Here is a 23,615-nt window from a genome sequence, read left to right on the forward strand (position 1 = left end):
GTAACCACATTTAAAGGTTTTTTATGACACATATTGCGATTGCTGATCAAATAGAAGAAGACCATGAACCAAGTGGCTTTATTCGTAAGTACATTTGGAGCCAAGATCATAAAGTTATTGCCATACAATATGCCGTTACTGCCATATTTGTAGGCTTAATCGCACTCGTACTTTCAGGAATGATGCGCCTGCAATTAGGCTTTCCAGATAGTTTTTCTTTTATTGATCCAAGTTCATACCTACAGTTTGTCACTATGCATGGGATGATCATGGTGATTTATCTATTAACTGCATTACTGCTAGGCGGCTTCGGTAACTATTTGATCCCGTTAATGGTTGGTGCTCGCGACATGGTATTTCCCTATTTGAACATGCTCAGTTACTGGACCTATTTATTAGCGGTGATCATTCTTATTTGCAGCTTCTTTGTTACAGGCGGTCCTACAGGGGCTGGCTGGACTTTATATCCACCGCAAGCAATATTACAAGGAACCCCTGGGGCTGATAAAGGCATCATTTTGATGTTGGCATCTTTAGGTGTTTTTATCATCGCGTTTACGATGGGTGGTTTGAATTATGTTACTACGGTATTACAAGCAAGAACAAAAGGTATGACCTTAATGCGGATGCCCTTGACTATTTGGGGGATATTTATTGCCACTATTTTAGGCTTACTTGCGTTTCCGGCATTACTCGTTAGCGCCATTATGATGTTGTTTGATAAATTACTTGGCACCAGTTTCTTTATGCCCGCGATAATTTCGCTAGGAGAGTCATTGCAATACACCAATGGTAGTCCTATTTTATTCCAGCATTTATTCTGGTTCTTTGGGCATCCTGAGGTTTACATCGTTGCCCTACCAGCATTTGGAATGGTTTCAGACGTAATCGCTGTTCATGCTCGTAAAAACATATTTGGTTATCGAATGATGGTTTGGGCTATTGTCGCAATAGGCGGTTTAAGTTTCGTTGTATGGGCTCATCATATGTATGTGAGTGGAATGAACCCTTATTTTGGCTTCTTTTTTGCGACCACTACACTGATTATTGCCGTACCTACGGCACTTAAAGTTTATAATTGGGTTCTAACGCTCTGGAAAGGAAACATCCACCTAACGGTACCTATGCTATTCGCAATAGGCTTTATATTTACCTTCACCCACGGTGGTTTAACAGGGCTTTGGTTAGGAAACGTTGTAGTTGATTTACCTCTGTCTGATACCTATTTTGTTGTTGCTCACTTTCACATGGTTATGGGCGTATCGCCAGTAATGGTGTTATTTGCGGCCATTTATCATTGGTATCCAAAAATTACTGGTCGCTATTTTCATAATGGTCTAGGAAAGATCCATTTTTGGCTCACATTTTTAGGTACTTACGCAATATATTTACCGATGCACTATCTAGGATTTTTAGGGGTGCCGCGCCGCTATTTTGCTATGGGTGAAACTAACTTCATACCTGATTCTGCAGCATCGTTAAATGCCAGTATTACCGTGTCAGCAATAATCGTTGGCGTGGTGCAATTAATATTCTTATATAATGTAATTTACAGTTTAAAATATGGCAAAAAATCACCACCTAACCCATGGGGAGCAACAAGTTTAGAATGGCAAACCCCTGATAATCCACCAAAACATGGTAATTGGGGAGAAAAATTACCGGTTGTACATAGGTGGGCTTATGATTTTAGTGTGCCTGGTGCTGCGGTCGATTTCTTACCGCAAAACCTCCCCGATAATGAAGTAAAAATGCTCGACAACTCTACCTATGTAGGCCAAAACCCTGAACAGCATGGAGAAAGTTAATGGGATTATTTAATACTCTAGCTGAAAAACCTTGGCAGGAAAGCTCGTCAGGTGTTGGTTTTGCCCACCTTGAAGAAAACTATACTCCCGGTAAAACTGCACTGAAATTCTTTCTTGCCGTTGTGTCTGTAGTATTTATCCTTTTTATCATTACCTTCTTGTCACGCACTCAATTTTCAGATTTTCAAGCGTTGGCTGGTGAGCCTTGGTTACCATTAGAAAATAGTGATCAACTAATGATAAATACGGGGGTTATTTTATTCGCCAGTATTTTTTTACAACTTTCAGTGCTACTTAAAAACAAGGTTTCTGCCAATACCAGGTTTAGCTTAATTTGTCTTGCTATGGTTGTCAGTTTGCTATTTATCTTTGGTCAGTGGCAAGTATGGCAACTACTAAACAACAATGGCTACTACGTTAACTCTAATCCTGCCAACAGCTTTTTTTATTTACTAACAGGTTTACATGCTCTACATCTAATAGGCGGGCTGATAGCAATGATGAGGCTGCTGTATGTATTTTATCGCAATAATAATTCATCACAATTTAATCGGGCGCTGCAATTAGCAACAACCTATTGGCACTACTTATTTTTTGTATGGTTAGCATTATTCACTTTACTAACCAGCTCTACTGAAACATTTAAAACGATAGCCCAAATTTGCGGCTTTTAGGTGATTTATGGCAAATGATGACAAACACAGTAAACAAACAAGCTCTTGGCAAAGTGCTGTAGCTGACTGGTCTGCCGATAAAGAAACCTTCAACATGCCTTGGGGCAAGTTGATGATGTGGATTTTCTTATTAAGTGACACTTTTATCTTTAGTATTTTCTTAACCAGTTATATGAAAGTTAGGATGACGACTACTGTAGAGTGGCCAAGTTCAAGTGAAGTTTTTGCCCTTACTATTGCGGGTAACCACATACCATTAGTTTTGATCGCCATAATGACATTCATCCTGATCACCAGTAGTGGCACCATGGCAATGGCGGTCAACTTTGCTTACAAAGGGGATAAATCAAAGACTTTTTATTTGATGATTATAACTGCAGTGTTAGGTGCATCATTTGTTGGTATGCAAGCATTCGAGTGGACAAAATTGATTGTTGATGAAGGTATCAGACCTTGGGGAAATCCTATGGGTGCCGCTCAATTCGGCTCTATCTTTTTCATGATCACCGGTTTTCATGGCCTGCACGTAAGTTGTGGTGTTATTTATTTGGCGATTGTCGCCAATAAAGTACGCAAAGGTGATTATGATAAAAAAGGCTTCCATATTGTCGAAATCACCGGTTTGTATTGGCATTTTGTCGATTTAGTTTGGGTGTTTATTTTCGCCTTTTTCTACCTTTGGTAAATTAATAGAGTTGTATTAGTTAAATGGAGAATTTTCATGAGTCAGTCAAGTGATCAACAACAACATCCAATTAGTCTCTATTTGAAAATATGGGGACTGTTGTTTGTTTTAAGTACCCTTTCATACCTTGTTGACTACTATCAATTAGAAGGGATTCTTCGTTGGACCTTAATATTAGTGTTCATGTTTTTAAAAGCTGGATTAATTATCGGAATATTCATGCACGTCAGTTGGGAAAAATATTCGGTAAAACTTTTACTCTTTATTCCTCCTATTGCTGTACTTATCTTTATTGCACTTATGGCGATAGAAGCAGATTACACCTATTTAAATCGTTTAACGTTTTCCAAGTAACAGTTCATAACATTAAAATAACGGATTAATAATGGTTGAGAAGATAGTCACTTTGCATAAACAATTTTCCCTGCACGGCTTAGCTTATTTTGAAATGTGCAAACCAAAAGTGGTATTTATGTTGTTGATAACAGCATTCGTTGGCATGCAATTAGCACCTAATGAAACTAATGATCCTGCTCTAGCTCGCCTTACAACGATGTTTATTGCTGTAATAGGTATTGGTTTAGCTGCAAGTGCTGCCGCCATTGTCAATCATTTAGTCGACGTTAATATTGACAGCAAGATGGTGCGTACCCATAAACGTCCGATGGTTATAGGTAGTGTGAGTAGCAGTAAAGCTAAACTTCTAGCAACGCTATTAACATTTACTTCTATGCTGTTGCTTATTAATTATATTAATTTGCTTACCGCGATATTAACTTTTGCCGGGTTAATTGGATATGCGTTTATCTACAGCCTTTATTTAAAGCACACAACGCCACAAAACATCGTTATAGGCGGCCTGTCTGGAGCTTTACCACCTTTATTAGGCTGGACGGCAATGACCAATGAGGTAAGCATAAATGGGCTAGTACTATTGGCTATCATCTTTTTCTGGACTCCTGCTCATTTCTGGGCTTTAGCCATAGATAGAGTTGATGATTATAGAAAAGCCAAAGTGCCAATGTTACCGGTTATCAAGGGCGTTGCTTATACTAAAGTTTGTGTCATTATTTATACCTTATTAACAGTATTAGTCAGCTATATCCCGGTTGCAACAGGTATGAGTGGTGCTATTTATTGTGTTTGCGCTACAGCGCTAGGCGCTTGGTTCATATTTAGTGCAATAAAACTTAAATGTTTTCCTACCCCAGGCTGTGCCATCAAATGTTTTTATGTGTCGATATACTACCTATTAGGCCTTTTTATGGCCTTATTGGTTGATCATTTTTGGCAAGTCTATATTCATTAATGAAAATGAACACATTATCAAAACAGCACTTTGCACTATTTGGATTAGTTATTTTATTGACGATAACTCATTTAATTTATCTTAGCAGCCAACCGTCTAAACAAACGCTCATACCGCCCAAGATCAGCGGTACAATATTAATTAATCCGTATAAGATCATACCCTTTACCCTTATCGACCAAAATAACAAAATATTTAACAATCAAAAATTAACGGGCAATTGGCATTTAGTCAGTTATGGCTATTTGCATTGCCCAGACGTTTGTCCTACAACCTTAATTCTATTAAGCCGTATTAAAGAAAAATTAACTAAGAACTCATATTCTTTGAATTATTTGTTTTACAGTGTTGATCCAACAAGAGACCGACCGAATAACTTAAAACAATATTTAAGCTTTTTTGACGATGAATTTATTGGTTTAACCCATGAAGATACTTCTGAACTCAATAATGATTTTGCTAATAATTTAGGTATTAAAGCCGATATAAAAACCATAACTGATAATTCCATTGTCCAAATAAAAGTTAGCCATGGGGTGCATTTATTTTTAATTAATCCTGAAGGTAAGCTCGTTGCAGTTTTTAATCCTCAAGAAAATTTTAATGATATTAACAACTCAATACCAACGTTTAATCAAGCATGGTTATATAAAGATATTACCGCAACAATTGATTATTTAAATTTAAAATCGAACAGTTGATCAAACCATCTCCACTTTATTTAGACACTAAAATGTAGTTATTAAAGAATGAACTAAGTCTCAAATTAATAATTTAATTCACTAACTATATACAAGCATAAAGACTCCGCTAACTCTGTATTGTTTTCGCTTAAACGATATGTGGATAAGTTAGTGAGCAAAGTTTCAATACCGCAATGCCAGCCTTTTATTTAACTGCTCATTTAATAAATTCAATCATGTTGGTAACTAACAAGTAGGTGAATATTTACACACTTAACGACAGAGTTATCAGGGTTACTCATGATAATGCAAGCAGGGTTATCAGGGTTACTGACATAAAGCTTCGGAGAGTTATCAGGGTTACCTTGAATTTATCACCTAGAGTTGTTAGAGTTATCAATAATTTATATGTTATTAAGAGAAACTGGCTATGCGCTTTCCAATTGTTTTGTTATTTAATCCTGAAACTAATGACTACAAGGTCACCGTTCCAGACATGCCTGGTTGCAGCTGTAGAGCTAAAACTATGGATATCGCTTTGAATGAAATTATTGCGGTAATCGAGAGTCATCTGTCTTTATTGGCAGAGTACTCAGAAGACATTCCAAATGCTTCAAGCTTTGAAAATCATGTAAGTAAAATGGAATTTAGAGGCGGAGTGTGGGCGGTTGTAGATATTGATATAACCCCATTTTTAGGGAAGAGTCATAAAATTAATGTAACGCTACCTGAACTTCTAATTAAGAAAATTGACGAGTGTGTATCATCAAACCCTAACTATGCGACACGCTCAGGATTTTTAGCTACGGCAGCAATAAATGAATTAAAAAACAGTTAAGTTGCTTTAACGGCAGTCTTGTATAATAAAACTATTAAGTCTAAAAACTTAAAACAAAAGTGAAAACAAATGAATAAAAACCTTTTATTGTTAAGTAGTTCAAGAGTTGGCGATACTGAATATTTACAGCACGCTAAAGAAATGATCAATGAACACCTTGGCGAAGCTCGAGAATTAGTTTTTGTTCCCTATGCTGGCGTTACTGTCAACTACGACCAATATACCCAAATGGTGCAAACCGCCCTAACCGATTTAAACATCAAAGTTATTGGTTTGCATACTTTTACCGACCAAGTAGCCGCTATAAACAATGCACAAGCCGTGGCCATTGGTGGTGGTAATACCTTTCATTTATTACATCAGCTTTATGAACATAACCTTGTAGAGCCACTAAGAGCAAAAACTGACAAAGGCATGCCTTATATCGGTTGGAGTGCTGGTTCAAATGTAGCGGGAAGTACCATCAGAACAACCAATGATATGCCAATAATACAGCCGAAAAGTTTTGATGCACTGGCGTTAATTCCTGTGCAATTGAACCCACACTATACCGACTACAATCCTCCGGGTCATAATGGTGAAACCAGAGAGCAACGCCTTGCTGAGTTTATGGTGTTAAATCCAACCACTCATATTGCCGCAATCGTTGAAGGTACAGCGTTAAAAGTTACAGACAATAGTATGACCCTTATTGGTGGTGCACAGGGTTATTTATTCTTAAATGGTAAAAAAGACATTATCGCAGCAGATGCGGACATTAGTTTCTTGCTTTAGGCTGAGTTAAGAAAACTTGGCAACGATATACTCGCAGGTACAGCCATGTGGGGTCAGACCAAAACCTATTCTTTTTGAATAGGGTTTTGCTCTGACCCCAGTTCCATGGACCGGAACTAGTTAACCCATAAGAAGTGGATTCATCGAAATGCGCGAGCGAATTATTACAGCAGCTCTAAATCTATAGAGTTAATTGCTTGCTCTATATCACTAATAAAACCAAGTCGGCCTAGTAAAGGGGCTTTGAATGTAGATTGCAGTAATTCAATATTCTCTTCAAGGTATTGCATATGCACCGGATGATTTGCCACCCAACCGACAACATTCACACCATCATTAAGTATGCTTTCATAAGTTAAAATTGCATGGTTTAAACAGCCTAGTTTCATGCCAACAACTAAAATCACATCGAGTTGTTGTTGTTTAACAAAGTCGGATAAAAAATCTCCGTTTCCTAAAGGTAAGCGCCAGCCACCAGCACCTTCCGTTATGATCACATCTGCATTTATTTGCATAACGTCGTTAAAATAAGCACTGATCAAATCTGTTTGTATCGCACTATTAGCTTTAAATGCCGCTATATGTGGCGCTATTGGTTCAGCAAAAGCAATAGGGTTAATGTTTTGAATTGATTGCTGACAATTTGACTGACCTTGTAAGAGCTTGGCATCTTGGTTCACTAAATTGCCGTCTATTAACTCACAACCTGCAGAAACAGGCTTAAATACTGCTACTTTGTTATTATTGGCAACAAAACCAGCGGTAATTGCTGTTGCAACTAAAGTTTTTCCTGCATCAGTGTCCGTTGCTGTTATAAAGTATTTATTCATGAGTATTCATCACCATACCAGTACAAAGTTGATACGTTGCTGGATAAACGCCCTGCTCGGTTAAATAGCCATCATAAGCTTGGGTCATTTTTTTCCAGCTGTTTTTACCTGACAAGCCTTTACGTGATCTTTTAGGTACTTTACTAGCGCCTAAATTTTTAAGCTCTTTTGCTAAGTGTCGAACATTATCGTAATCAAGTACAACCGGGGTTTTCTCTAGTTTGGTAATGCTCAAGCCACTAATCTGTAAAGAGTGCTTAATATCGATTAGCTCATTAAAGTCTATAACATGGTCATCGTTGTCGACACTAAGCCAAGATTGCTTTAATTCATTTAAAGTACCATCTAATAGACTTGAAAAAATAAGTACACCATCAGGCTTTAATATCCGTTTTATTTCAATAAACGCATCGGTTAATGGATTACACCATTGTATAGCAAGATTAGAAAATACGATATCAACACTGTTATCTGCCAATGGTATGTTGTGCATATCGGCATTGAGCCAATTTATGTTTTTGTTACGGTTCAATTTTGAATAATTGAGCATCTCTTTTGATAGGTCTAAGCCTATTACGGTATTAAATTTAGTTGCTAATACGTTAGCAAAATAACCTGTACCGCAACCTAAATCCAAGACTACACTATCGTTATTATTTGGTAGATTTGACAGTAATAATTCACCAGAATAACGCTGTAATCTAGCCGATTCATCGTAAGATTTTGATGCATTACCAAATGTATTGGCAATTTGTTGTTTTATTTGTTCTGTAGGCATTTGCCTATAACCTCATTAATACAATCAGCTAACTCTATGATATCTTTATCATTATGACTCGCACTCAAGGTAACGCGTAACCTTGATTTGCCAATTTCAACAGTCGGTGGCCTAATTGCAGTTAACCAAAAACCTTTGTTTTTCAATTGTAGCTGACAATACAATGCATTTTCTTCACTGCCGGTTAAAATGCCAATTATTGATGACTGAGAATCTGTTATCTCAATACTGTTATCAAGTTGAGATTTGAATAAACAGGTAAGCTTGCTTATTTTTTCTCTGCGCCAGTGTTCAGATTGACAAAGTTTAATACTGGTGATTGTCGCCACTGCATTTGCAGGCGGCATCGCCGTAGAATAAATATAATCCCGACAACGATTAACTAAATAATCGATAAATTCTGCGCTACCAGTAACCGCAGCGCCTTGGGTTGCTAGCGCTTTACCAAAGGTGATCATTTGAATAAGGTGACTGCCTTTTTCAATATTTTGTTGTTCTAAGGTGCCTTGACCTTCTTTACCAAGCACGCCAACACCATGAGCATCATCTATATATAAATTGGCTTGATGTTTTAAAGCAAGGTTATTAATACTGGATAAATTACCTGTATCGCCATCCATACTATAAACACCTTCAGCAATAATTAACTTGTCATTACAGTCACTACTGCTAAGCATATCGTTAAGTTGTTCACAGTTGTTGTGCTTGAAGCGTTTGCTTTTAGCTTTAGAGTTGAATGCGCCATCAATAAGTGATGCATGACTAAGTTTATCTAGAAAATAACCGGTATTAGTACTTTGCCCTAATGCAGATAACACACCTGAATTTGCACTAAAACCTGTTGAAAATAGTAAACACTTAGGTGCTTCTAACCAATCAGCTATTAATTCTTCTAACTCTTGATGTGCTTTACTGTAACCTGTTACTAAGCTTGATGAACCAGAGCCACAGCCATATTGCTCTATGCCCTTTTTAAAGGCCGATTTGATATCACAGTGCTGGTTTAAACCGAGGTAATCATTACTGGAAAAGTTTATGTATTGCTTACCTTGATGAACCAATAAGCGTCCAGCACCTTTATCTAACTCTTTGCGAGACCGATAAAGGTTCAGCTCTTGCTGTTTAGCAAGTTGTGGCTTTATAAAAGAAAAGGACATTTAACTAACTGAACTTACTTAGCAGTTGCGTCGTAAAACAAGTCTTTGTTTTCACTGTTTACAATAGCTGTTCTTAGGGCATATTCTTCGTCGGCTTGTTGCCCTTCTGTTTGTGCGTTTAATCGTTCTGTATTAATACCTAACTTTTTAAATAACATCATATCGGCATCAGCTTCAGGGTTATCAGTAGTCAGTAATTTACAGCCATAGAAAATAGAATTTGCACCGGCAAGGAAACACATTGCTTGCATTTGCTCATTCATAGCATCACGTCCTGCAGATAAACGAACGTGAGATCCTGGCATCATAATACGGGCAACAGCGATACAGCGAATAAAGTCGAAGTTATCTAAATCTGCAACATCAGCTAACGGTGTACCATCAATTTTAACCAACATGTTAATTGGCACACTTTCTGGTTGTTTATCAAGATTGGCGAGTTGTACTAATAATGATGCCCGATCAACTGAAGTTTCGCCAAGGCCCATAATACCGCCACTACACACTTTCATGCCAGATCCACGTACATTGTCTAAGGTGTTCAATCTGTCTTGATAAGTTCGCGTTGTAATAATTTGGTTATAATGCTCAGGTGACGTATCTAAGTTGTGATTGTAGTAATCTAAACCTGCATCACTTAGCGTATCAGCTTGCTCTTTTGACAACATTCCAAGCGTCATACAGGTTTCCAGTCCTAATTCTCGAACTCCCTCGACCATCTTTACAATATGAGGCATATCTCTTGCCTTTGGATTTCTCCACCCAGCCCCCATACAAAAACGAGTAGAGCCTTGTGCTTTAGCCTTTTTAGCCGCTTCCAGTACATTCTCTACTTCCATTAATTTTTCTTTATCAACATCGGTACTGTATCTGGCACTTTGAGAACAATATTTGCAATCTTCTGGGCATGCGCCTGTTTTTATTGACAATAAAGTGCTTACTTGTACTTCATTTGGATTAAAATTGGCGCGATGTACTGTTTGTGCTTGAAACATTAGATCGTTAAACGGTAAATTGAAAAGTGCTTGTACTTCAGATACGGTCCAATCGTTTCGGACAATGGCATTAATAGACATAAAATTCTCTGTGAATGTAACGGATATAAGTTATTGCAAGTATTGCGTTTAATAGGTAGTCTAACTTTCTCAATCATCCTGTCAACTAACTAAAAGTTTATTTGTTTACCTATGGTTAAAAATTATACAGCCATTTTGATGTATGACCAAGAACATCTTTGGCATCCCTATACTTCAATGAATTCTCCCTTACCCTCTTATCTTGTAGAACACGCTGATGGTGTATATTTACATTTAGCCAGCGGTGAAAAAGTAATCGACGGTATGTCTTCTTGGTGGTCAGTCGTGCATGGTTATAATCACCCAGTGTTAAATGCAGCGATGAAAGCTCAAATTGATAAGTTTTCACATGTGATGTTTGGCGGCTTAACCCATACTCCGGCGATAGAATTAGCCGAAAAGCTTATCAGCTTAACACCACAAGGATTAAATAAAGTATTTCTTGCTGATAGTGGCTCAGTTGCGGTTGAAGTTGCTATCAAGATGGCTATCCAATACCAACACAGTAAACGTAAACTTAATAAAAACAAAATGCTGACCATTAAAAATGGTTACCATGGCGATACATTTGCCGCGATGTCAGTCTGCGATCCTGTTAATGGTATGCACCAATTATTCAGCGGCTTTATCACTGAAAACTTTTTTGCTGATGCTCCACAAATTGGTTTTGATCAGCAATGGCATGAAGCAGACTTAGACAGTTTAAAACAGCAATTTAGTGATAACCATCATCATATCGCTGCACTTATACTAGAGCCAATAGTGCAAGGCGCTGGTGGTATGCGTTTTTATCACCCTGAATTTTTAAAAGCTTGCCGAACATTATGTGATCAATACGATGTGTTGCTGATTGCCGATGAAATTGCCACTGGATTTGGCCGAAGTGGAAAGTTATTTGCCTGCGAACATGCAGATATCAGCCCTGATATTTTATGCTTAGGTAAAGCCTTAACCGGAGGCTACTTAACACTTGCCGCGACTCTATGTACTGATCATGTTGCTACAACCATTAGTGAAGGAGAAGCTGGCGTATTTATGCACGGTCCAACATTTATGGGCAACCCACTCGCATGCGCGGCGGCAAATGCGAGTCTAGATTTGCTTATTGAAAACGATTGGAAAAATCAGGTAAGTAATATTGAATCACAATTAAACGCAGAACTCTTGCCATTATCCAAACATGACAACGTAGCAAACGTTCGAGTACTTGGTGCCATTGGCGTAATTGAAGCTAAGTACCCAGTAAATATGGCCATTATTCAACAAAAATTTGTTGAACTTGGTGTTTGGATAAGACCATTTGGTAAGCTTATTTATATCATGCCACCGTTTGTGATCAATAATACTGAATTGACGAAATTAACCAGCGCAATCGCTGAAGTAGTTCAATGTGCTGAAGTTTTTAATAAATAAAGCTATTTTGCCGAAAAATTGGCTGATAACGTTAAGTATTACTTGAGTCTACGCTGAGCGTAGGTAAAATACATCAATCCAATAAGTGCATATTTTATATTAAAATTTATATGCAGCTATTAATTTAATAATTATTCAAAATAAAATGAGGTCAATAATGACATTTACTGCAATTACTGATGCCCTAGCGGGTAAATCAGCTGTTGGCGATACAGTAACAGTAAAGGGTTGGATCAGAACCCGCCGCGACTCTAAAGCCGGTATTTCCTTTTTAGCAATTCACGATGGTTCGTGTTTCGATCCTATTCAAGCAGTTGTACCAAGTGATTTGAATAATTACGAAGAAGAAGTTTTAAAATTAACAACTGGCGCATCTGTTGCTGTGACGGGTACGTTAGTTGAATCTATGGGTAAAGGGCAATCGTTTGAAATTCAAGCCACACAAGTTGAAGTGCTTGGTTTCGTTGAAGACCCTGATACTTATCCTATGGCAGCAAAACGTCATTCAATTGAATTCTTACGTGAACAAGCGCATTTACGTAATCGCACAAACATAGGTGGCGCCGTAACTCGCGTACGTAACTGTTTAGCACAAGCTATTCACCGATTCATGCATGAAAAAGGTTACTTTTGGATCAGCACACCACTTATCACCGGCTCTGATACCGAAGGTGCTGGTGAAATGTTCCGTGTAAGTACGTTAGATTTAGAAAACTTACCTCGTGATGATAAAGGTGCCGTTGATTACACAGAAGATTTCTTCGGTAAAGAAACATTCCTAACGGTATCTGGTCAACTTAACGCTGAAACACTTGCCTGTGCCATGTCTAAGGTTTATACCTTTGGACCAACATTTCGTGCTGAAAATTCAAATACCTCGCGTCATTTAGCTGAGTTTTGGATGATGGAACCTGAAATTGCCTTTGCTGATTTAGGCGATGCAGCAACACTTGCTGAAGAAATGTTACGTTATGTCTTTAAAGCTGTTTTAAAAGAACGCCCAGATGATATGGCTTTTTTCCAACAGCGTGTTGATAAAACCGTTATTGACCGTCTGCAATCAGTTGTTGATTCTGACTTTGTTCGTATGGATTACACTGATGCAATCGATATCTTACAAAAATGTGGTAAGAAATTTGAAAACAAGGTTGAATGGGGGGTAGATTTAAATTCTGAACACGAACGCTACCTTGCTGAAGAATATGTTAAAGGCCCATTAGTATTAATGAACTACCCGAAAGACATTAAAGCGTTTTACATGCGCTTAAATGATGACGGTAAAACAGTTGCTGCTATGGATGTACTTGCTCCTGGCATTGGTGAAATCATTGGTGGTGCACAACGTGAAGAACGTTTAGATGTACTTGATATGCGTTTAGATGAAATGGGCTTAGATAAAGCGGATTATAGTTGGTACCGCGATCTACGTCGTTATGGTACTGTACCTCACGCTGGCTTCGGCTTAGGTTTTGAACGTTTAGTTGTTTATGCAACTGGCATGCAAAACGTACGTGACGTGATCCCATTCCCTCGTACACCAAACAATGCAGATTATTAATAATTCTGCAGCGCATTATTATCAGTTTTAAATCCAAAAAGGCGCTATGCGCCTTTTTTTGATCTTTAAAATAGCAAAGCTAATTCAACTTTGTTGGACTACATTAAGTGATAGAGTGAAATGAAGAATTCAACAGTTTACTTAAATCGTTGGGAGCAATTTCAATTTCTAAACCTCTCTTGCCAGCACTAACAAAAATAGATTGATGAAGTACGGCGCTTTCATCTATTACGGTAGGTAATAATCGCTTTTGTCCTAATGGACTGACTCCACCTAATACATAGCCAGAGCTTCTTTCGACAGCTTTCGGATCTGCCATTGCTACTTTTTTTGATTTACTCGCTTTGGCGAATCGTTTTAGGTTTAATTGCTGCTCCACCGGTACAATGGCAACCAGCAATTTATTTTGTTCATTAACAACCACCAAGGTTTTAAATACCCTGTTGGCAGCTACGTTAAGTTTTTCAGCGGCTTCCAGGCCATAGGACAAAGCGTTTTCATTATGAATGTAGTGATGGATTGTGTAATCTATTTTATGCTTATTCGCAGTATTTATTGCAGGAGTCATAGATCACAGCCACTTATCAATAAAGTCCGCAACTGGCTTTCTTGATTTATTTGTTAGTTCTCGGCTTTTAGTACCTATATAAATAAAGCCGACGATATCATTTTCTGCAGAAATCCCGAGACCATCTTTTACCACATTGCTATATGCCACATCTCCCGTACGCCACATTGCACCATAACCTAGAGAGGTACTTGCCATTTGTATGGCATGAGCAGCACAACCGGCTGTAACTAATTGTTCTTGTTTAGGCACTTTCGGGTGTTGTTTATAATCAGTTGATACCACAATAAGTAACGGTGCTCGATAGGCCATTTTCTCGGCCTTGGCAATTTTAACATTATCCTCAGTTAACGCTTTAATCGCGCGTACATAAATACTGGTTAACTTAGCTAAACCAGCACCTTGTATTTGATGAAATTTATAAGGGTTTAGACCTGCATGGTCGGGAACCGCCATGGCAGTAGCAAAAATGCTATCTAATTGTTCAGGTGATGGCGCAGGTTCTGCTAAGAAGCCATTTGACTGTCTTGCTAATAAAAATTCAATTGCCGACATATAGTAAATTTGAAAAAGAAATCGATGTTATAAATTAACATAAAAAGGCCTGAATAGTAATATTCAACAATTGCAGGCCAGGTAAACATGATCTGTTTAAGTAATATTTATTCGATTTTTTTTAAATCATCTTCTTCTGGTTTAAAAAGCCAATAATCTAAACTCACATATCGACCTGCACCAATAAAAAATAATGCTAATAACATAATAAAATAGGTAGAAGCGAATTCAATGCCGTTATTGAGTATTACCACATTGCCTTTTTCATACAGCCAATCGGGATTACCATTTTGATCAACAATTTCTTTAATTTTGGTTAGTCTTGTTCCCGCATCTTCACTATTTTGTAAACTATTATCTGCACTTTCAAAGCCAACCCAAGAAAAAACTTGGGCAGAACTGGTTGCTGGATTGGTCGGAGTAATCGCAAACCAGCCATTGTCTAAATGAACCGTGGTTGCAGCAACAATCATAGTAATCATTAACGGAATACTAAATAAGCGTGTTGCTAGGCCTATTAATAATAGCCAGCCGCCAAAAAACTCTGTCCATGCGGCTAAATTAGCTAACAAATCTGGAAACGGTAAACCTAAGCCCCACTCGGCATTGCCAAACCATTGTACAATTTCGGGTTTAACCATAATTTGTTCAAAAAGATCAAGCTCGCTATTACTTAATTGCATCTTGTTATAGCCCGCAATAATAAATACTGGCGCTAAAAAGATCCTTAATAATAAAGCAGGTATTGCATCAAGCTTAAGTAACTTATCAACAACCGTGTTGTATAAATTTATAATATTCATAATTGTCCTTTAAATTAGTTTTATTTCTTTTTTTCAATAACTAATAAGAACATTGTAGTTCAATTTATATTTCATACATTTTTAATAAACCAATATTTACTCAGTTTGTGTGTTTAATTGTAAGTATTTTTTAATAAATGATAGTTTGCAAAGATCTTTTATTGATTGCGATGTATATTAAGATAAGTAGAATTTTCAACAAGACGTGAGGATATATGTCTGAAAAACCAAGTGTTATTAAAAAAGTATTGAAAAAGTTATGGGCGATAATAAACACTTCTAGAAAGGTGTTTTTAAATTTAGTTTTTTTTGGCTTTTTGATCTTCTTATATAGTGTATTAACCGATGATTCCCACGAAGTTAAAATCCCCAATGAAACCGCGTTAGTGCTAAACTTTTACGGTACAATTGTTGAACAAAAACATGAAGTTGACCCGGCCGACGCTATCATGCAAGAAGCGTTTAATCAAAAAGAAGAAAATCCTGAAATGTTAATCACAGATATTAAAAATGTGATTAAGACAGCTAAGAATGATGATCGAATAAAAACATTGGTTCTATACCCACAAAATCTTAAACGTGCTGGTTTACATCACTTACAAGAGATAGGCGCAGCTATTAATGACTTTAAACAATCAGGAAAAGAAGTTGTCGCCTTCGGTGATTACTTCTCTCAAGATCAATATTTTTTAGCGTCTTACGCCGATAAAGTATGGATTAACCCAGAAGGCGCAATAGTACTTGAAGGTTTTGGCCGCTATAGAACTTACTTCAAAGCAGCCTTGGAAAAACTTAATGTTACTCAGCATGTATTTAAAGTAGGAACATATAAATCTGCAGTAGAACCTTACATTCGTGACAACATGTCTGAAGAGGCAAAGGAAGCCAACAAAGAATGGCTTACACAACTTTGGACTAGCTATAAACATGACGTTGCAGAAAATCGTAATATCGACATGAACGACTTTGATGAAACTGCGGTAGGGTTATTAGCTAAGCTTGAACAAGCCGAAGGTAGTTTTGCCGTTTATGCCCTCCAAAGCGGTTTAGTTGATGAACTTAGAACACGTGAACAAATACGCATTGCAATGATAGATAAAGTTGGCAAAGCTCATGCTGGTGATCAATATAACCAGATTAGTTATAAAGACTACTTAAAAGCTAATAAAGCACCTTTCCCTGTTGTTAACCCTATGACCGATAAAGTCGCAATTGTTGTTGCTAAAGGTACTATTTTAAATGGTGATCAAGATCCAGGCACTATTGGTGGGGACTCTACGGCTAAACTTTTAAGAAAAGCTCGTTTAAACGATAAAGTTAAAGCTGTTGTATTAAGAGTCGACAGCGGTGGCGGCAGTGCTTATGCCTCAGAAATTATTCGTCAAGAAGTTGAATTATTAAAAGCCGCAGGAAAACCAGTTATCGCGTCAATGGCAAACTATGCTGCATCAGGTGGTTATTGGATTTCTGCATCGGCAAACGAAATTTGGGCATCGCCAAATACTATCACCGGATCTATAGGTATATTCGGCATGTTTCCAACCTTCGAACGTGCTCTTGATAAAATAGGCATTCATACTGACGGTGTTGGTACAACCGACTTGGCGGGGCTTAGCGTTAGCCGGCCATTAAATAAAGACATAGGTAACATTATTCAGGCAAGCATTAACCGTGGCTATAAAGAATTTATAACGTTAGTATCGGAAAATCGAGGAATGACGTTAGAAGAAGTAGACGCAATTGCTCAAGGCCGGGTTTGGACTGGTGCTAAGGCCCAAGAACTTGGTTTAGTCGATAAATTAGGGAATCTCGATGATGCCGTTATTGCTGCAGCTGATCGAGCAGGATTAAAGGTTTACGATACTTGGCTCGTTGAAAAAGAGCTTAGTGCAAAAGATATGTTCTTAAGAAACATGTTTGAATCTGCACAAACATTTTTACCTGAATCTGAATCACCAATGACAAGCTTAGCTAATCCTACTTTAAAGCAACGTATTATGAAAATGATTAATGAGTTTGAAAGCATTAACCAATTGAATGATCCCAGGGGTATTTATTCAGTCTGTTTAACTTGTGAAATGAATTAACAGAGTAAGTCACACCCAAGCAAGACTAAAAATCTTGCTAAACTAAAATCGAGGATTTTTCCTCGATTTTTTATTTTATACATACATATATTATGTACTTAGTACATCATCGTACATACAGGTTTAAGTTGTGAGATTCGAAACATTATCAAATAAACATGCAGATTTACTATTCCAATTTGAGTTAGAAAATAGAGATTGGTTTGAAACATTAATAGCTTCAAGAGGAAATGACTTTTATACAGATAATGGATTTAACAAACATTTTTCAACTTGCATTTCGGATGCAAAATTAGGCAGAGCTTATTCCGGTGTGCTTATTGAAAAAGGTGCAGTTGTAGCACGAGGGAACCTTAAAGGTATAGATACTAAAAACAAAATTTGCTCTGTTGGTTACCGTGTGGCAAAAAATAGTATTGGCAAAGGTTATGCCAGTTACTGTCTTGCAGAGTTAATTCGAACAGCAAATACCTCATATTCAATAAAGGAGCTAAAGGCACAAGTATTGGACAATAACCCTGTATCAAAAGCAGTGTTAGAAAAGTTAGGGTTTAAAGCTACTCATCACGAGCATTATTTTACTGAGTTTAACGGAATAAATCTTGGGTGTGCAACATTTAATTTTGTATGTGCATAATATGCGATTTAAGTATTAACAAGTGAGCGTTAAAGGCACTTTTAATTGGGTCGGATTGAGTCAAAAATACGATTTATCCTTCAGCCAGTTCGCTTTATGTGGTTTAGGTTTAGTAACGCTTTGGCATTTATAAAATGCTAGGAGCTGATATACAATTCTAGAAAAACAACGATCATACTGGCAAAATCCGGTACATATATTTTAGGAAAAGATTGTTTCGTGGCACATTATATTCTAAAAAAGTTCCCGACTTGCGCCGGGATCAAGTAGTTATTTATATTTAGAACATTCACAGATTGAAGGGACTATAAAAGTTAACTAATAAAAATTGGTCTTACTCGGTCAAGTAAAGGCTGCTCTTCTTCACTTAAAGGCCCACAATTTAACCATTGTTTTAACTTTGTGGTTACATTCACCTCTTCACCCTGCATCATTTTATCTGACAACAATTGAACTTGAACAGCTAGCCTTTGCTCAGCAAACTCTGTTGGTGATTCGACATTTGCAAGAATTTCAAGCTCTAAAGTAAGCTGTTCACGCAGAGTTTTATTGGCTTCTTTGTTTAAAGCAAATTGTATCGCCTTTTGCCAACTTGTTGGTAAAGCTTGGTAATAACTGTTCTCAGTAAGATTTGCCTCATTTGTTTCTTCTGCCATAACGTTAAATAAATTAACAAATACTTGCTGTTTGGCTGTAATTTGAGACGCTTTAATCTTTGCTTTCACATTATTTTCAGCACTTATTGCTTGATTCAATAATGTTTTAAGTAAAGGTTTTGTGTCTTTTAAACTACTGATCAATGTTTCAATTTCAACAAGTAGATTTTGTTGAACTTTAATTTCTACAGCAGAGTTTAATGCGTTATTTAATGTAGTTAATTGCGCTGCAAACTCTTCAGTTCGAGCATTTAGTTGCACTTGCTCTTGTTGTTTAATGTCATTACGTTTGGCAAACATCTGATCGTTTATTTTTCTAAATGTCATCCATAAACTGTTTTCTTTGTTAGGGCCTGCATGACCTATATCTTGCCACTTTTGCTGCAGTGATTTCAGTTCATTGATTGCTGAAAATACATCTTCATTATCTAGTTGCAGCTTGGCTTTATTAATTAATAGTTGTTTTAATGCCGCATTATCGTGATGAAATGTATGTATAGCTTTTTTCAGTGGTTCTACTAATTCATTGAATTTTGGTTGAATTTTTACATATTCCGTCCGGTCTACTTCACCAGAATTACGCCATTCTTTTAATAGTTTATGTAGCTGATTATCAATTTCTCGCCAATTTACTTGTTCAGCATTCGATTGAATTAACAACGCATCAAGTTTTTCGATTACATCCACTTTTTGCTTTAAATGATTTGCTCGTATATTTGCTTGCTCCGCATAAAAAGCCCTACATGGAGCAAAAGCAAGCTCACAAGCGTTATTAAATTCAGTATTTAATTCTTTATCTAACGCTTCATCTGCATGGCCTAAAGCATTCCAATGCTTCCTGAATGTTTTAACTTGTTCAGCTTGTGCCATTGGATTATCTAGCGGTTGCTCAATAAGAGCTTTGATCTCTGCTAATACTTCTTGTTTACGAGGGGTTACGATAAATGCTTCAAGTTCATGTAACTCTGTGATTTTGCTTGTAACACTTTCAAAGTCAGCAACGATTTTTTGTTGCTGACTAGCAGATAAATCCTTTATTAAATAAGTTAATTTTTTGTGTAAGCCAAAAGCCGATTTGTACTTACCGTTTGCCATCAAGCGTTTTAGTTCTGAAACTTTTTTACGGAAATGTTCAAAAGCTACATGCTGCTGCTTTACCAGCGGCTTAAGAGCTTTAGTCCAACTTGCTTGTAATTCATCTCGGGCACAAATAATGGATTGCGGCAACACATCGTTAGCCAAATCGTTTATTTGATGCCATTGCTGTTGCCATTGTTCAAAAACAGGTTTACGAAGATTAAGCTCTTCTATTGTTTCAGGTATGGCTAACGTAGATAATTTAGATATAAGTGAGGTTGCACTGCTTACGCACTCCGCCACTTCAGGCAGTTGGTTGAGCTTTTTATGTAAACTTTTAACTTGCTTATATAAGCTGTCTTTCTCTGTATCTGCTACAGTTGATGACTCTATTTGCTTATTTATGTTATCTAGATGTTGGCTGACTTTAAATTCATCTAATTCGGTGTTTTCAAAAACGGCTTCACTAATTTGCTGAGAGATTAACGCTATCTCAGCCTTTATTTCGGCCTTTTCGGCTTGCTCTTTAGCTGTTTGCTCATTAATAAATTGCTGATGTAGATAAGCTTCTTCACGTTGACCAAAATGCTTTTTCAACTGCTGTTGAATATGTTCATGTTTATCAAGGTATTGCTGTTTTTCTTCTGCACTTAAGTGAACGAAGTCTGTGACTACCGCTTGCCATTCTTCTTCTAAAGAACGTTTACGCGCCTGCATGTCTGCAAAGTCTTGTAAATCTTTTAAAGCAAGTAACTTTGATAAAAGTAATTGTAATTGTTTTCTTATTTTTTCGGGCTTAGCCGCAAGTGCTAGAAGATTATTGAGCTTGTTAACAAGTTCAGTTTTAAATTTACCATCTTTGAGTTTTCTGGATAATTTCTCGAGTAAATTGATATCCTCGATACCAGTTAAGATTTCATGCTGTAAATCAATATTATCAGTTTTAACTATAAACTGAGTTAGCATATGCGGTTTGTTAACTTTCGCAATTAATGCCTGCAATATCTGATGTTCATGTTCAACCATTAACCAGCTTTCAAAAAATGAGGTTTTCTCGCATTGTTCTAAATAACTTAACTTTTGCTCGACAGTAATAGTTGCGGAATTTAAGATTTGCAATTGCAAGCGTTCATGCGCGAACTGGCGAATATTTAATTTATTGTGTTCAAAGGCTGTGCTACGAAATTGTTCGAATTCATTTAATTTCAACAACGCTGCGCGACAGACTAACTCGCTTGAATCATTAGCGATAATTTGCCTAATAATATCGATATTATTTTGCTCATCTAAATCAAATTCTTGAATTGCTTGTATACGTACATTGGCATCTTTGTGTTGCCATTTCGCTTTGAATAATTTGCTAAAGATCATAAGTTTTTGAACCTGGCTATATCATTATTATTATCAGAATTTACAGCTAGAGCAGCTTGTTTGAATTGTTTTTTTAATTCGGCTTTGCTCTTATGCACAATACCGCCATCACTGCCAATAGTAAGAATATCATCACTATTTAAGTGTCTAGATTGATAAGCCATAGACAATTGCATAGCTGAATCTCTTTGCGCTTGATCAACTGGTGTACCTTCTGGCCACTTACCCGTTTCAGCGGCATGTTTAAGACGTTCATACATTTCAATCGACATATTATCGACAACTTCAAAAAGATCCATGACTACTCTACTTCTTCTTTAACATTAAAATTCTAACACGATTTACTATATACCAAGAAAAACCTAATACGGCGGTTCCTGTAGCGACACTATATTGCCATGATTCTGGTGAAGGCTCTCCCCAAAACATGAAACCAAAACCGCCACAAAATAACAGCATAGCGACCATTGACTGATTCATTAATTTTTGTGAAACTTCCAGACGAGTTAATTGTTGCATATTTACTCGTTGTTCTTCATTTAATTCAGCCAAAACACATTGGCAATGGTTACACACTGCTGCTTTCGATGAAATACGCTTTGCACATTTGGGACAATTAATTAATGCCATAATAACCTCTTTGCATTGGATGGTTAATTTTACCTAAATAACGCCTAAAAAAAAACGCCCTTTTGGACGTTTTTTATAAATAAGCTTGAATTACAACTTAAAGTTTCTTTTCCCATAGTTCGGCATTCTTAATACCAAGCTTTTTCGGGTCAAATGTGTATTTTTCAACGCCAGCTTTACGTTGTTCTTCATAGTCTTTTAATGCTTTGAGCGCAGGTTTAGACATAAAGAAAATAATTAAGATGCCGATTATATTTAACCATGCCATTAAGCCAACACCAATATCTCCCATTCCCCATGCAATATCAGCAGCTTTTACTGTTCCGTAAAACGTGGCACTCATAATAACGGCTTTTAATAAAAACGTTAAACCTGGTATTTTTAACGTACGGTGAATGTAATAAACATTATTCTCCGCAATAAAGTAGTAAGCCAAGATAGTGGTAAAGGCGAAGAAGAATAAAGCAATAGCGATAAACGGTTTACCTACACCAACAAAAACACTGTCTACTGCCATTTGAGTAAATGCAGGGCTGTTGGCAGCAACTTCTGCAGCTACGTTTTGGATAATAAATGCGTCACCTACACCATGAACATTGTACGCGCCAGTAATAAGGATCATAAATGCAGTAGCTGAACAAACGAATAAGGTATCAATATAAACAGAAAAGGCTTGTACTAAACCTTGTTGCGCGGGGTGGTCTACTTCAGCGGCGGCTGCAGCATGCGGACCTGTCCCCTGGCCTGCTTCGTTCGAATAAACACCACGCTTAACACCCCAACCAATTGCAGCGCCTACACCAGCCATAGGAGTAAATGCATCACCAATAATTAGCATAAATACATGTGGCAATTGATCTATGTTTAAACCAATAATTATCAGAGACACTAAAATATACGCAAGCGCCATAAAAGGAACGACGATCTGGGTGAAGTGAGCAATACGTTTAACCCCACCAAATATGATAAACCCTAGCAATAACACAACTGCAGTAGCCGTATAAATTTTGGCATAACTAATTACACCTAATGCAGTATCAAGAGTACCCGCTGTCCCAAATGCTTGTTCTACAGCTTCACCAATACCATTAGATTGCACCATAGGTAGCATAACGCCACAAGCTAAAATTGTAGCAATGGCAAATATCCATGCGTACCATTTTTGGCCCATTGCTTTTTCAATATAGTAAGCTGGACCACCACGGTATGAGCCTTCATCTTCTTCTTTATAAATCTGCGCCAATGTTGATTCAACATACGCTGTAGATGCACCTAAAAATGCGACCACCCACATCCAAAATACTGCGCCGGGGCCACCAAAGCCAATAGCTGCAGCAACACCGGCAATATTACCGGTACCAACTCGGCCAGATAATGAAACGGCTAATGCTTGAAAAGATGAAATCCCCTTCTCAGAGCTTTTACCTGATAACAGTAGTCGGTACATTTCTCTGAAAAAACGCACTTGTACAAAGCGGGTTTTGTATGAAAAGAACAGGCCAGTGCCTAAACATAGGTATATTAACGCAGGGCTCCAAATGATCCCATTTATAAAATTAACAAACTCTAGCAAAGTAAACCCCTAAAAAATTATTTTAATTATTGTTATTTATCCACACTGATTTCATTAAAAGTATGTGTGGAGGTT

General features: G+C 37.2%; 23 protein-coding genes. 12 read left to right on the top strand and 11 right to left on the bottom strand.

Translation table 11 applies throughout. From position 1 onward, the window contains the following. Positions 1 to 23: 23 nt before the first annotated feature. From RI844_RS04000 to pepE, 8 genes are all read left to right on the top strand, one after another. Positions 24 to 1,808, top strand: a complete 1,785-nt coding sequence (locus RI844_RS04000; RefSeq protein WP_348397175.1) for a cytochrome c oxidase subunit I — start codon at positions 24 to 26, stop codon at positions 1,806 to 1,808. Further along, a complete protein-coding gene (locus tag RI844_RS04005; protein WP_348397176.1) occupies positions 1,808 to 2,482 on the top strand; it encodes a cytochrome c oxidase subunit 3 in 675 nt (224 codons plus the stop codon). The genes RI844_RS04000 and RI844_RS04005 overlap by 1 nt, the downstream gene beginning before the upstream one ends. 7 nt (positions 2,483 to 2,489) lie before the next feature. Further along, positions 2,490 to 3,167, top strand: a complete 678-nt coding sequence (locus RI844_RS04010; RefSeq protein WP_348397177.1) for a heme-copper oxidase subunit III family protein — start codon at positions 2,490 to 2,492, stop codon at positions 3,165 to 3,167. Between the two features lie 36 nt (positions 3,168 to 3,203). Then, entirely contained in the window at positions 3,204 to 3,521 is a 318-nt protein-coding gene (locus RI844_RS04015) for a cytochrome C oxidase subunit IV family protein (RefSeq protein ID WP_348397178.1), read from the top strand. 31 nt (positions 3,522 to 3,552) lie between these two features. Next, on the top strand, positions 3,553 to 4,476 hold the full coding sequence (gene cyoE, locus RI844_RS04020) for a heme o synthase (protein WP_348397179.1): 924 nt from the start codon (positions 3,553 to 3,555) through the stop codon (positions 4,474 to 4,476). Positions 4,477 to 4,481: 5 nt separating this feature from the next. Beyond that, positions 4,482 to 5,177, top strand: coding sequence for an SCO family protein (locus RI844_RS04025; RefSeq protein WP_348397180.1), 696 nt, complete (start codon positions 4,482 to 4,484; stop codon positions 5,175 to 5,177). 412 nt (positions 5,178 to 5,589) lie between these two features. Continuing rightward, positions 5,590 to 5,997, top strand: coding sequence for a type II toxin-antitoxin system HicB family antitoxin (locus tag RI844_RS04030; protein WP_348397181.1), 408 nt, complete (start codon positions 5,590 to 5,592; stop codon positions 5,995 to 5,997). A gap of 69 nt (positions 5,998 to 6,066) precedes the next feature. Next, positions 6,067 to 6,771 carry a dipeptidase PepE gene (gene pepE, locus RI844_RS04035; RefSeq protein WP_348397182.1) on the top strand — a complete coding sequence of 235 codons (705 nt, stop codon included), beginning with the start codon at positions 6,067 to 6,069 and terminating at the stop codon, positions 6,769 to 6,771. Between the two features lie 164 nt (positions 6,772 to 6,935). On the opposite strand, the gene bioD is transcribed toward pepE, so the two are convergent. The 4 genes from bioD to bioB are packed head-to-tail and all read right to left on the bottom strand — an operon-like array spanning position 6,936 to position 10,612. Next, complete coding sequence (gene bioD / locus RI844_RS04040; protein WP_348397183.1) at positions 6,936 to 7,601, bottom strand: dethiobiotin synthase; 666 nt, start codon at positions 7,599 to 7,601, stop codon at positions 6,936 to 6,938. Continuing rightward, positions 7,594 to 8,379, bottom strand: a complete 786-nt coding sequence (gene bioC / locus RI844_RS04045) for a malonyl-ACP O-methyltransferase BioC (protein ID WP_348397184.1) — start codon at positions 8,377 to 8,379, stop codon at positions 7,594 to 7,596. Before bioC ends, bioD begins: the two co-directional genes overlap by 8 nt. Further along, positions 8,361 to 9,536 (bottom strand): aminotransferase class I/II-fold pyridoxal phosphate-dependent enzyme, encoded by a 1,176-nt coding sequence (locus RI844_RS04050; RefSeq protein WP_348397185.1) that lies wholly within the window; start codon positions 9,534 to 9,536, stop codon positions 8,361 to 8,363. Before RI844_RS04050 ends, bioC begins: the two co-directional genes overlap by 19 nt. A gap of 14 nt (positions 9,537 to 9,550) precedes the next feature. Beyond that, positions 9,551 to 10,612 (bottom strand): biotin synthase BioB, encoded by a 1,062-nt coding sequence (gene bioB, locus RI844_RS04055; RefSeq protein WP_348397186.1) that lies wholly within the window; start codon positions 10,610 to 10,612, stop codon positions 9,551 to 9,553. A 111-nt stretch (positions 10,613 to 10,723) separates the two neighbouring features. On the opposite strand from bioB, the gene bioA reads away from it, so the two are divergent. Then, on the top strand, positions 10,724 to 12,025 hold the full coding sequence (gene bioA / locus RI844_RS04060) for an adenosylmethionine--8-amino-7-oxononanoate transaminase (protein WP_348397187.1): 1,302 nt from the start codon (positions 10,724 to 10,726) through the stop codon (positions 12,023 to 12,025). A 157-nt stretch (positions 12,026 to 12,182) separates the two neighbouring features. Continuing rightward, positions 12,183 to 13,583 (top strand): asparagine--tRNA ligase, encoded by a 1,401-nt coding sequence (gene asnS, locus RI844_RS04065; protein WP_348397188.1) that lies wholly within the window; start codon positions 12,183 to 12,185, stop codon positions 13,581 to 13,583. 103 nt (positions 13,584 to 13,686) lie between these two features. On the opposite strand, the gene ybaK is transcribed toward asnS, so the two are convergent. The 3 genes from ybaK to RI844_RS04080 form a co-directional block, all read right to left on the bottom strand. After that, positions 13,687 to 14,151 carry a Cys-tRNA(Pro) deacylase gene (gene ybaK / locus RI844_RS04070; protein WP_348397189.1) on the bottom strand — a complete coding sequence of 155 codons (465 nt, stop codon included), beginning with the start codon at positions 14,149 to 14,151 and terminating at the stop codon, positions 13,687 to 13,689. A gap of 3 nt (positions 14,152 to 14,154) precedes the next feature. Continuing rightward, entirely contained in the window at positions 14,155 to 14,706 is a 552-nt protein-coding gene (locus RI844_RS04075; protein ID WP_348397190.1) for a nitroreductase family protein, read from the bottom strand. 107 nt (positions 14,707 to 14,813) lie between these two features. Beyond that, positions 14,814 to 15,509, bottom strand: a complete 696-nt coding sequence (locus tag RI844_RS04080; protein ID WP_348397191.1) for an HvfX family Cu-binding RiPP maturation protein — start codon at positions 15,507 to 15,509, stop codon at positions 14,814 to 14,816. Between the two features lie 215 nt (positions 15,510 to 15,724). On the opposite strand from RI844_RS04080, the gene sppA reads away from it, so the two are divergent. Beyond that, positions 15,725 to 17,596, top strand: a complete 1,872-nt coding sequence (gene sppA / locus RI844_RS04085) for a signal peptide peptidase SppA (RefSeq protein ID WP_348397192.1) — start codon at positions 15,725 to 15,727, stop codon at positions 17,594 to 17,596. A 130-nt stretch (positions 17,597 to 17,726) separates the two neighbouring features. After that, the gene (locus tag RI844_RS04090; protein ID WP_348397193.1) at positions 17,727 to 18,233 is read left to right on the top strand and encodes a GNAT family N-acetyltransferase; all 507 of its coding nucleotides are present in this window, start codon (positions 17,727 to 17,729) and stop codon (positions 18,231 to 18,233) included. 314 nt (positions 18,234 to 18,547) lie between these two features. Here RI844_RS04090 and RI844_RS04095 read toward each other — a convergent pair whose 3' ends face one another. From RI844_RS04095 to RI844_RS04110, 4 genes are all read right to left on the bottom strand, one after another. Next, complete coding sequence (locus tag RI844_RS04095) at positions 18,548 to 21,337, bottom strand: DUF349 domain-containing protein (RefSeq protein WP_348397194.1); 2,790 nt, start codon at positions 21,335 to 21,337, stop codon at positions 18,548 to 18,550. Beyond that, positions 21,334 to 21,636, bottom strand: a complete 303-nt coding sequence (locus RI844_RS04100; protein ID WP_348397195.1) for a YeaC family protein — start codon at positions 21,634 to 21,636, stop codon at positions 21,334 to 21,336. Before RI844_RS04100 ends, RI844_RS04095 begins: the two co-directional genes overlap by 4 nt. A 7-nt stretch (positions 21,637 to 21,643) precedes the next feature. Beyond that, on the bottom strand, positions 21,644 to 21,967 hold the full coding sequence (locus RI844_RS04105; RefSeq protein WP_348397196.1) for a hypothetical protein: 324 nt from the start codon (positions 21,965 to 21,967) through the stop codon (positions 21,644 to 21,646). 97 nt (positions 21,968 to 22,064) lie between these two features. Beyond that, on the bottom strand, positions 22,065 to 23,540 hold the full coding sequence (locus tag RI844_RS04110) for an alanine/glycine:cation symporter family protein (protein ID WP_348397197.1): 1,476 nt from the start codon (positions 23,538 to 23,540) through the stop codon (positions 22,065 to 22,067). Positions 23,541 to 23,615: the final 75 nt, after the last annotated feature.

This window comes from Thalassotalea fonticola (assembly GCF_032911225.1).
Classification (GTDB): domain Bacteria; phylum Pseudomonadota; class Gammaproteobacteria; order Enterobacterales; family Alteromonadaceae; genus Thalassotalea_A; species Thalassotalea_A fonticola.

What these genes read in the sequence shown, in the direction of transcription:
- bioB (WP_348397186.1), bottom strand. Translation starts at nt 10,612, where the DNA reads ATGTCTATTAATGCCATTGTCCGAAACGATTGGACCGTATCTGAAGTA.
- pepE (WP_348397182.1), top strand. Translation starts at nt 6,067, where the DNA reads ATGAATAAAAACCTTTTATTGTTAAGTAGTTCAAGAGTTGGCGATACT.
- RI844_RS04105 (WP_348397196.1), bottom strand. Translation starts at nt 21,967, where the DNA reads ATGGCATTAATTAATTGTCCCAAATGTGCAAAGCGTATTTCATCGAAA.
- ybaK (WP_348397189.1), bottom strand. Translation starts at nt 14,151, where the DNA reads ATGACTCCTGCAATAAATACTGCGAATAAGCATAAAATAGATTACACA.
- RI844_RS04015 (WP_348397178.1), top strand. Translation starts at nt 3,204, where the DNA reads ATGAGTCAGTCAAGTGATCAACAACAACATCCAATTAGTCTCTATTTG.
- RI844_RS04100 (WP_348397195.1), bottom strand. Translation starts at nt 21,636, where the DNA reads ATGGATCTTTTTGAAGTTGTCGATAATATGTCGATTGAAATGTATGAA.
- RI844_RS04025 (WP_348397180.1), top strand. Translation starts at nt 4,482, where the DNA reads ATGAACACATTATCAAAACAGCACTTTGCACTATTTGGATTAGTTATT.
- RI844_RS04000 (WP_348397175.1), top strand. Translation starts at nt 24, where the DNA reads ATGACACATATTGCGATTGCTGATCAAATAGAAGAAGACCATGAACCA.
- RI844_RS04010 (WP_348397177.1), top strand. Translation starts at nt 2,490, where the DNA reads ATGGCAAATGATGACAAACACAGTAAACAAACAAGCTCTTGGCAAAGT.
- RI844_RS04030 (WP_348397181.1), top strand. Translation starts at nt 5,590, where the DNA reads ATGCGCTTTCCAATTGTTTTGTTATTTAATCCTGAAACTAATGACTAC.
- RI844_RS04005 (WP_348397176.1), top strand. Translation starts at nt 1,808, where the DNA reads ATGGGATTATTTAATACTCTAGCTGAAAAACCTTGGCAGGAAAGCTCG.
- RI844_RS04095 (WP_348397194.1), bottom strand. Translation starts at nt 21,337, where the DNA reads ATGATCTTTAGCAAATTATTCAAAGCGAAATGGCAACACAAAGATGCC.
- RI844_RS04075 (WP_348397190.1), bottom strand. Translation starts at nt 14,706, where the DNA reads ATGTCGGCAATTGAATTTTTATTAGCAAGACAGTCAAATGGCTTCTTA.
- bioC (WP_348397184.1), bottom strand. Translation starts at nt 8,379, where the DNA reads ATGCCTACAGAACAAATAAAACAACAAATTGCCAATACATTTGGTAAT.
- RI844_RS04050 (WP_348397185.1), bottom strand. Translation starts at nt 9,536, where the DNA reads ATGTCCTTTTCTTTTATAAAGCCACAACTTGCTAAACAGCAAGAGCTG.
- sppA (WP_348397192.1), top strand. Translation starts at nt 15,725, where the DNA reads ATGTCTGAAAAACCAAGTGTTATTAAAAAAGTATTGAAAAAGTTATGG.
- cyoE (WP_348397179.1), top strand. Translation starts at nt 3,553, where the DNA reads ATGGTTGAGAAGATAGTCACTTTGCATAAACAATTTTCCCTGCACGGC.
- bioD (WP_348397183.1), bottom strand. Translation starts at nt 7,601, where the DNA reads ATGAATAAATACTTTATAACAGCAACGGACACTGATGCAGGAAAAACT.
- asnS (WP_348397188.1), top strand. Translation starts at nt 12,183, where the DNA reads ATGACATTTACTGCAATTACTGATGCCCTAGCGGGTAAATCAGCTGTT.
- bioA (WP_348397187.1), top strand. Translation starts at nt 10,724, where the DNA reads ATGGTTAAAAATTATACAGCCATTTTGATGTATGACCAAGAACATCTT.
- RI844_RS04080 (WP_348397191.1), bottom strand. Translation starts at nt 15,509, where the DNA reads ATGAATATTATAAATTTATACAACACGGTTGTTGATAAGTTACTTAAG.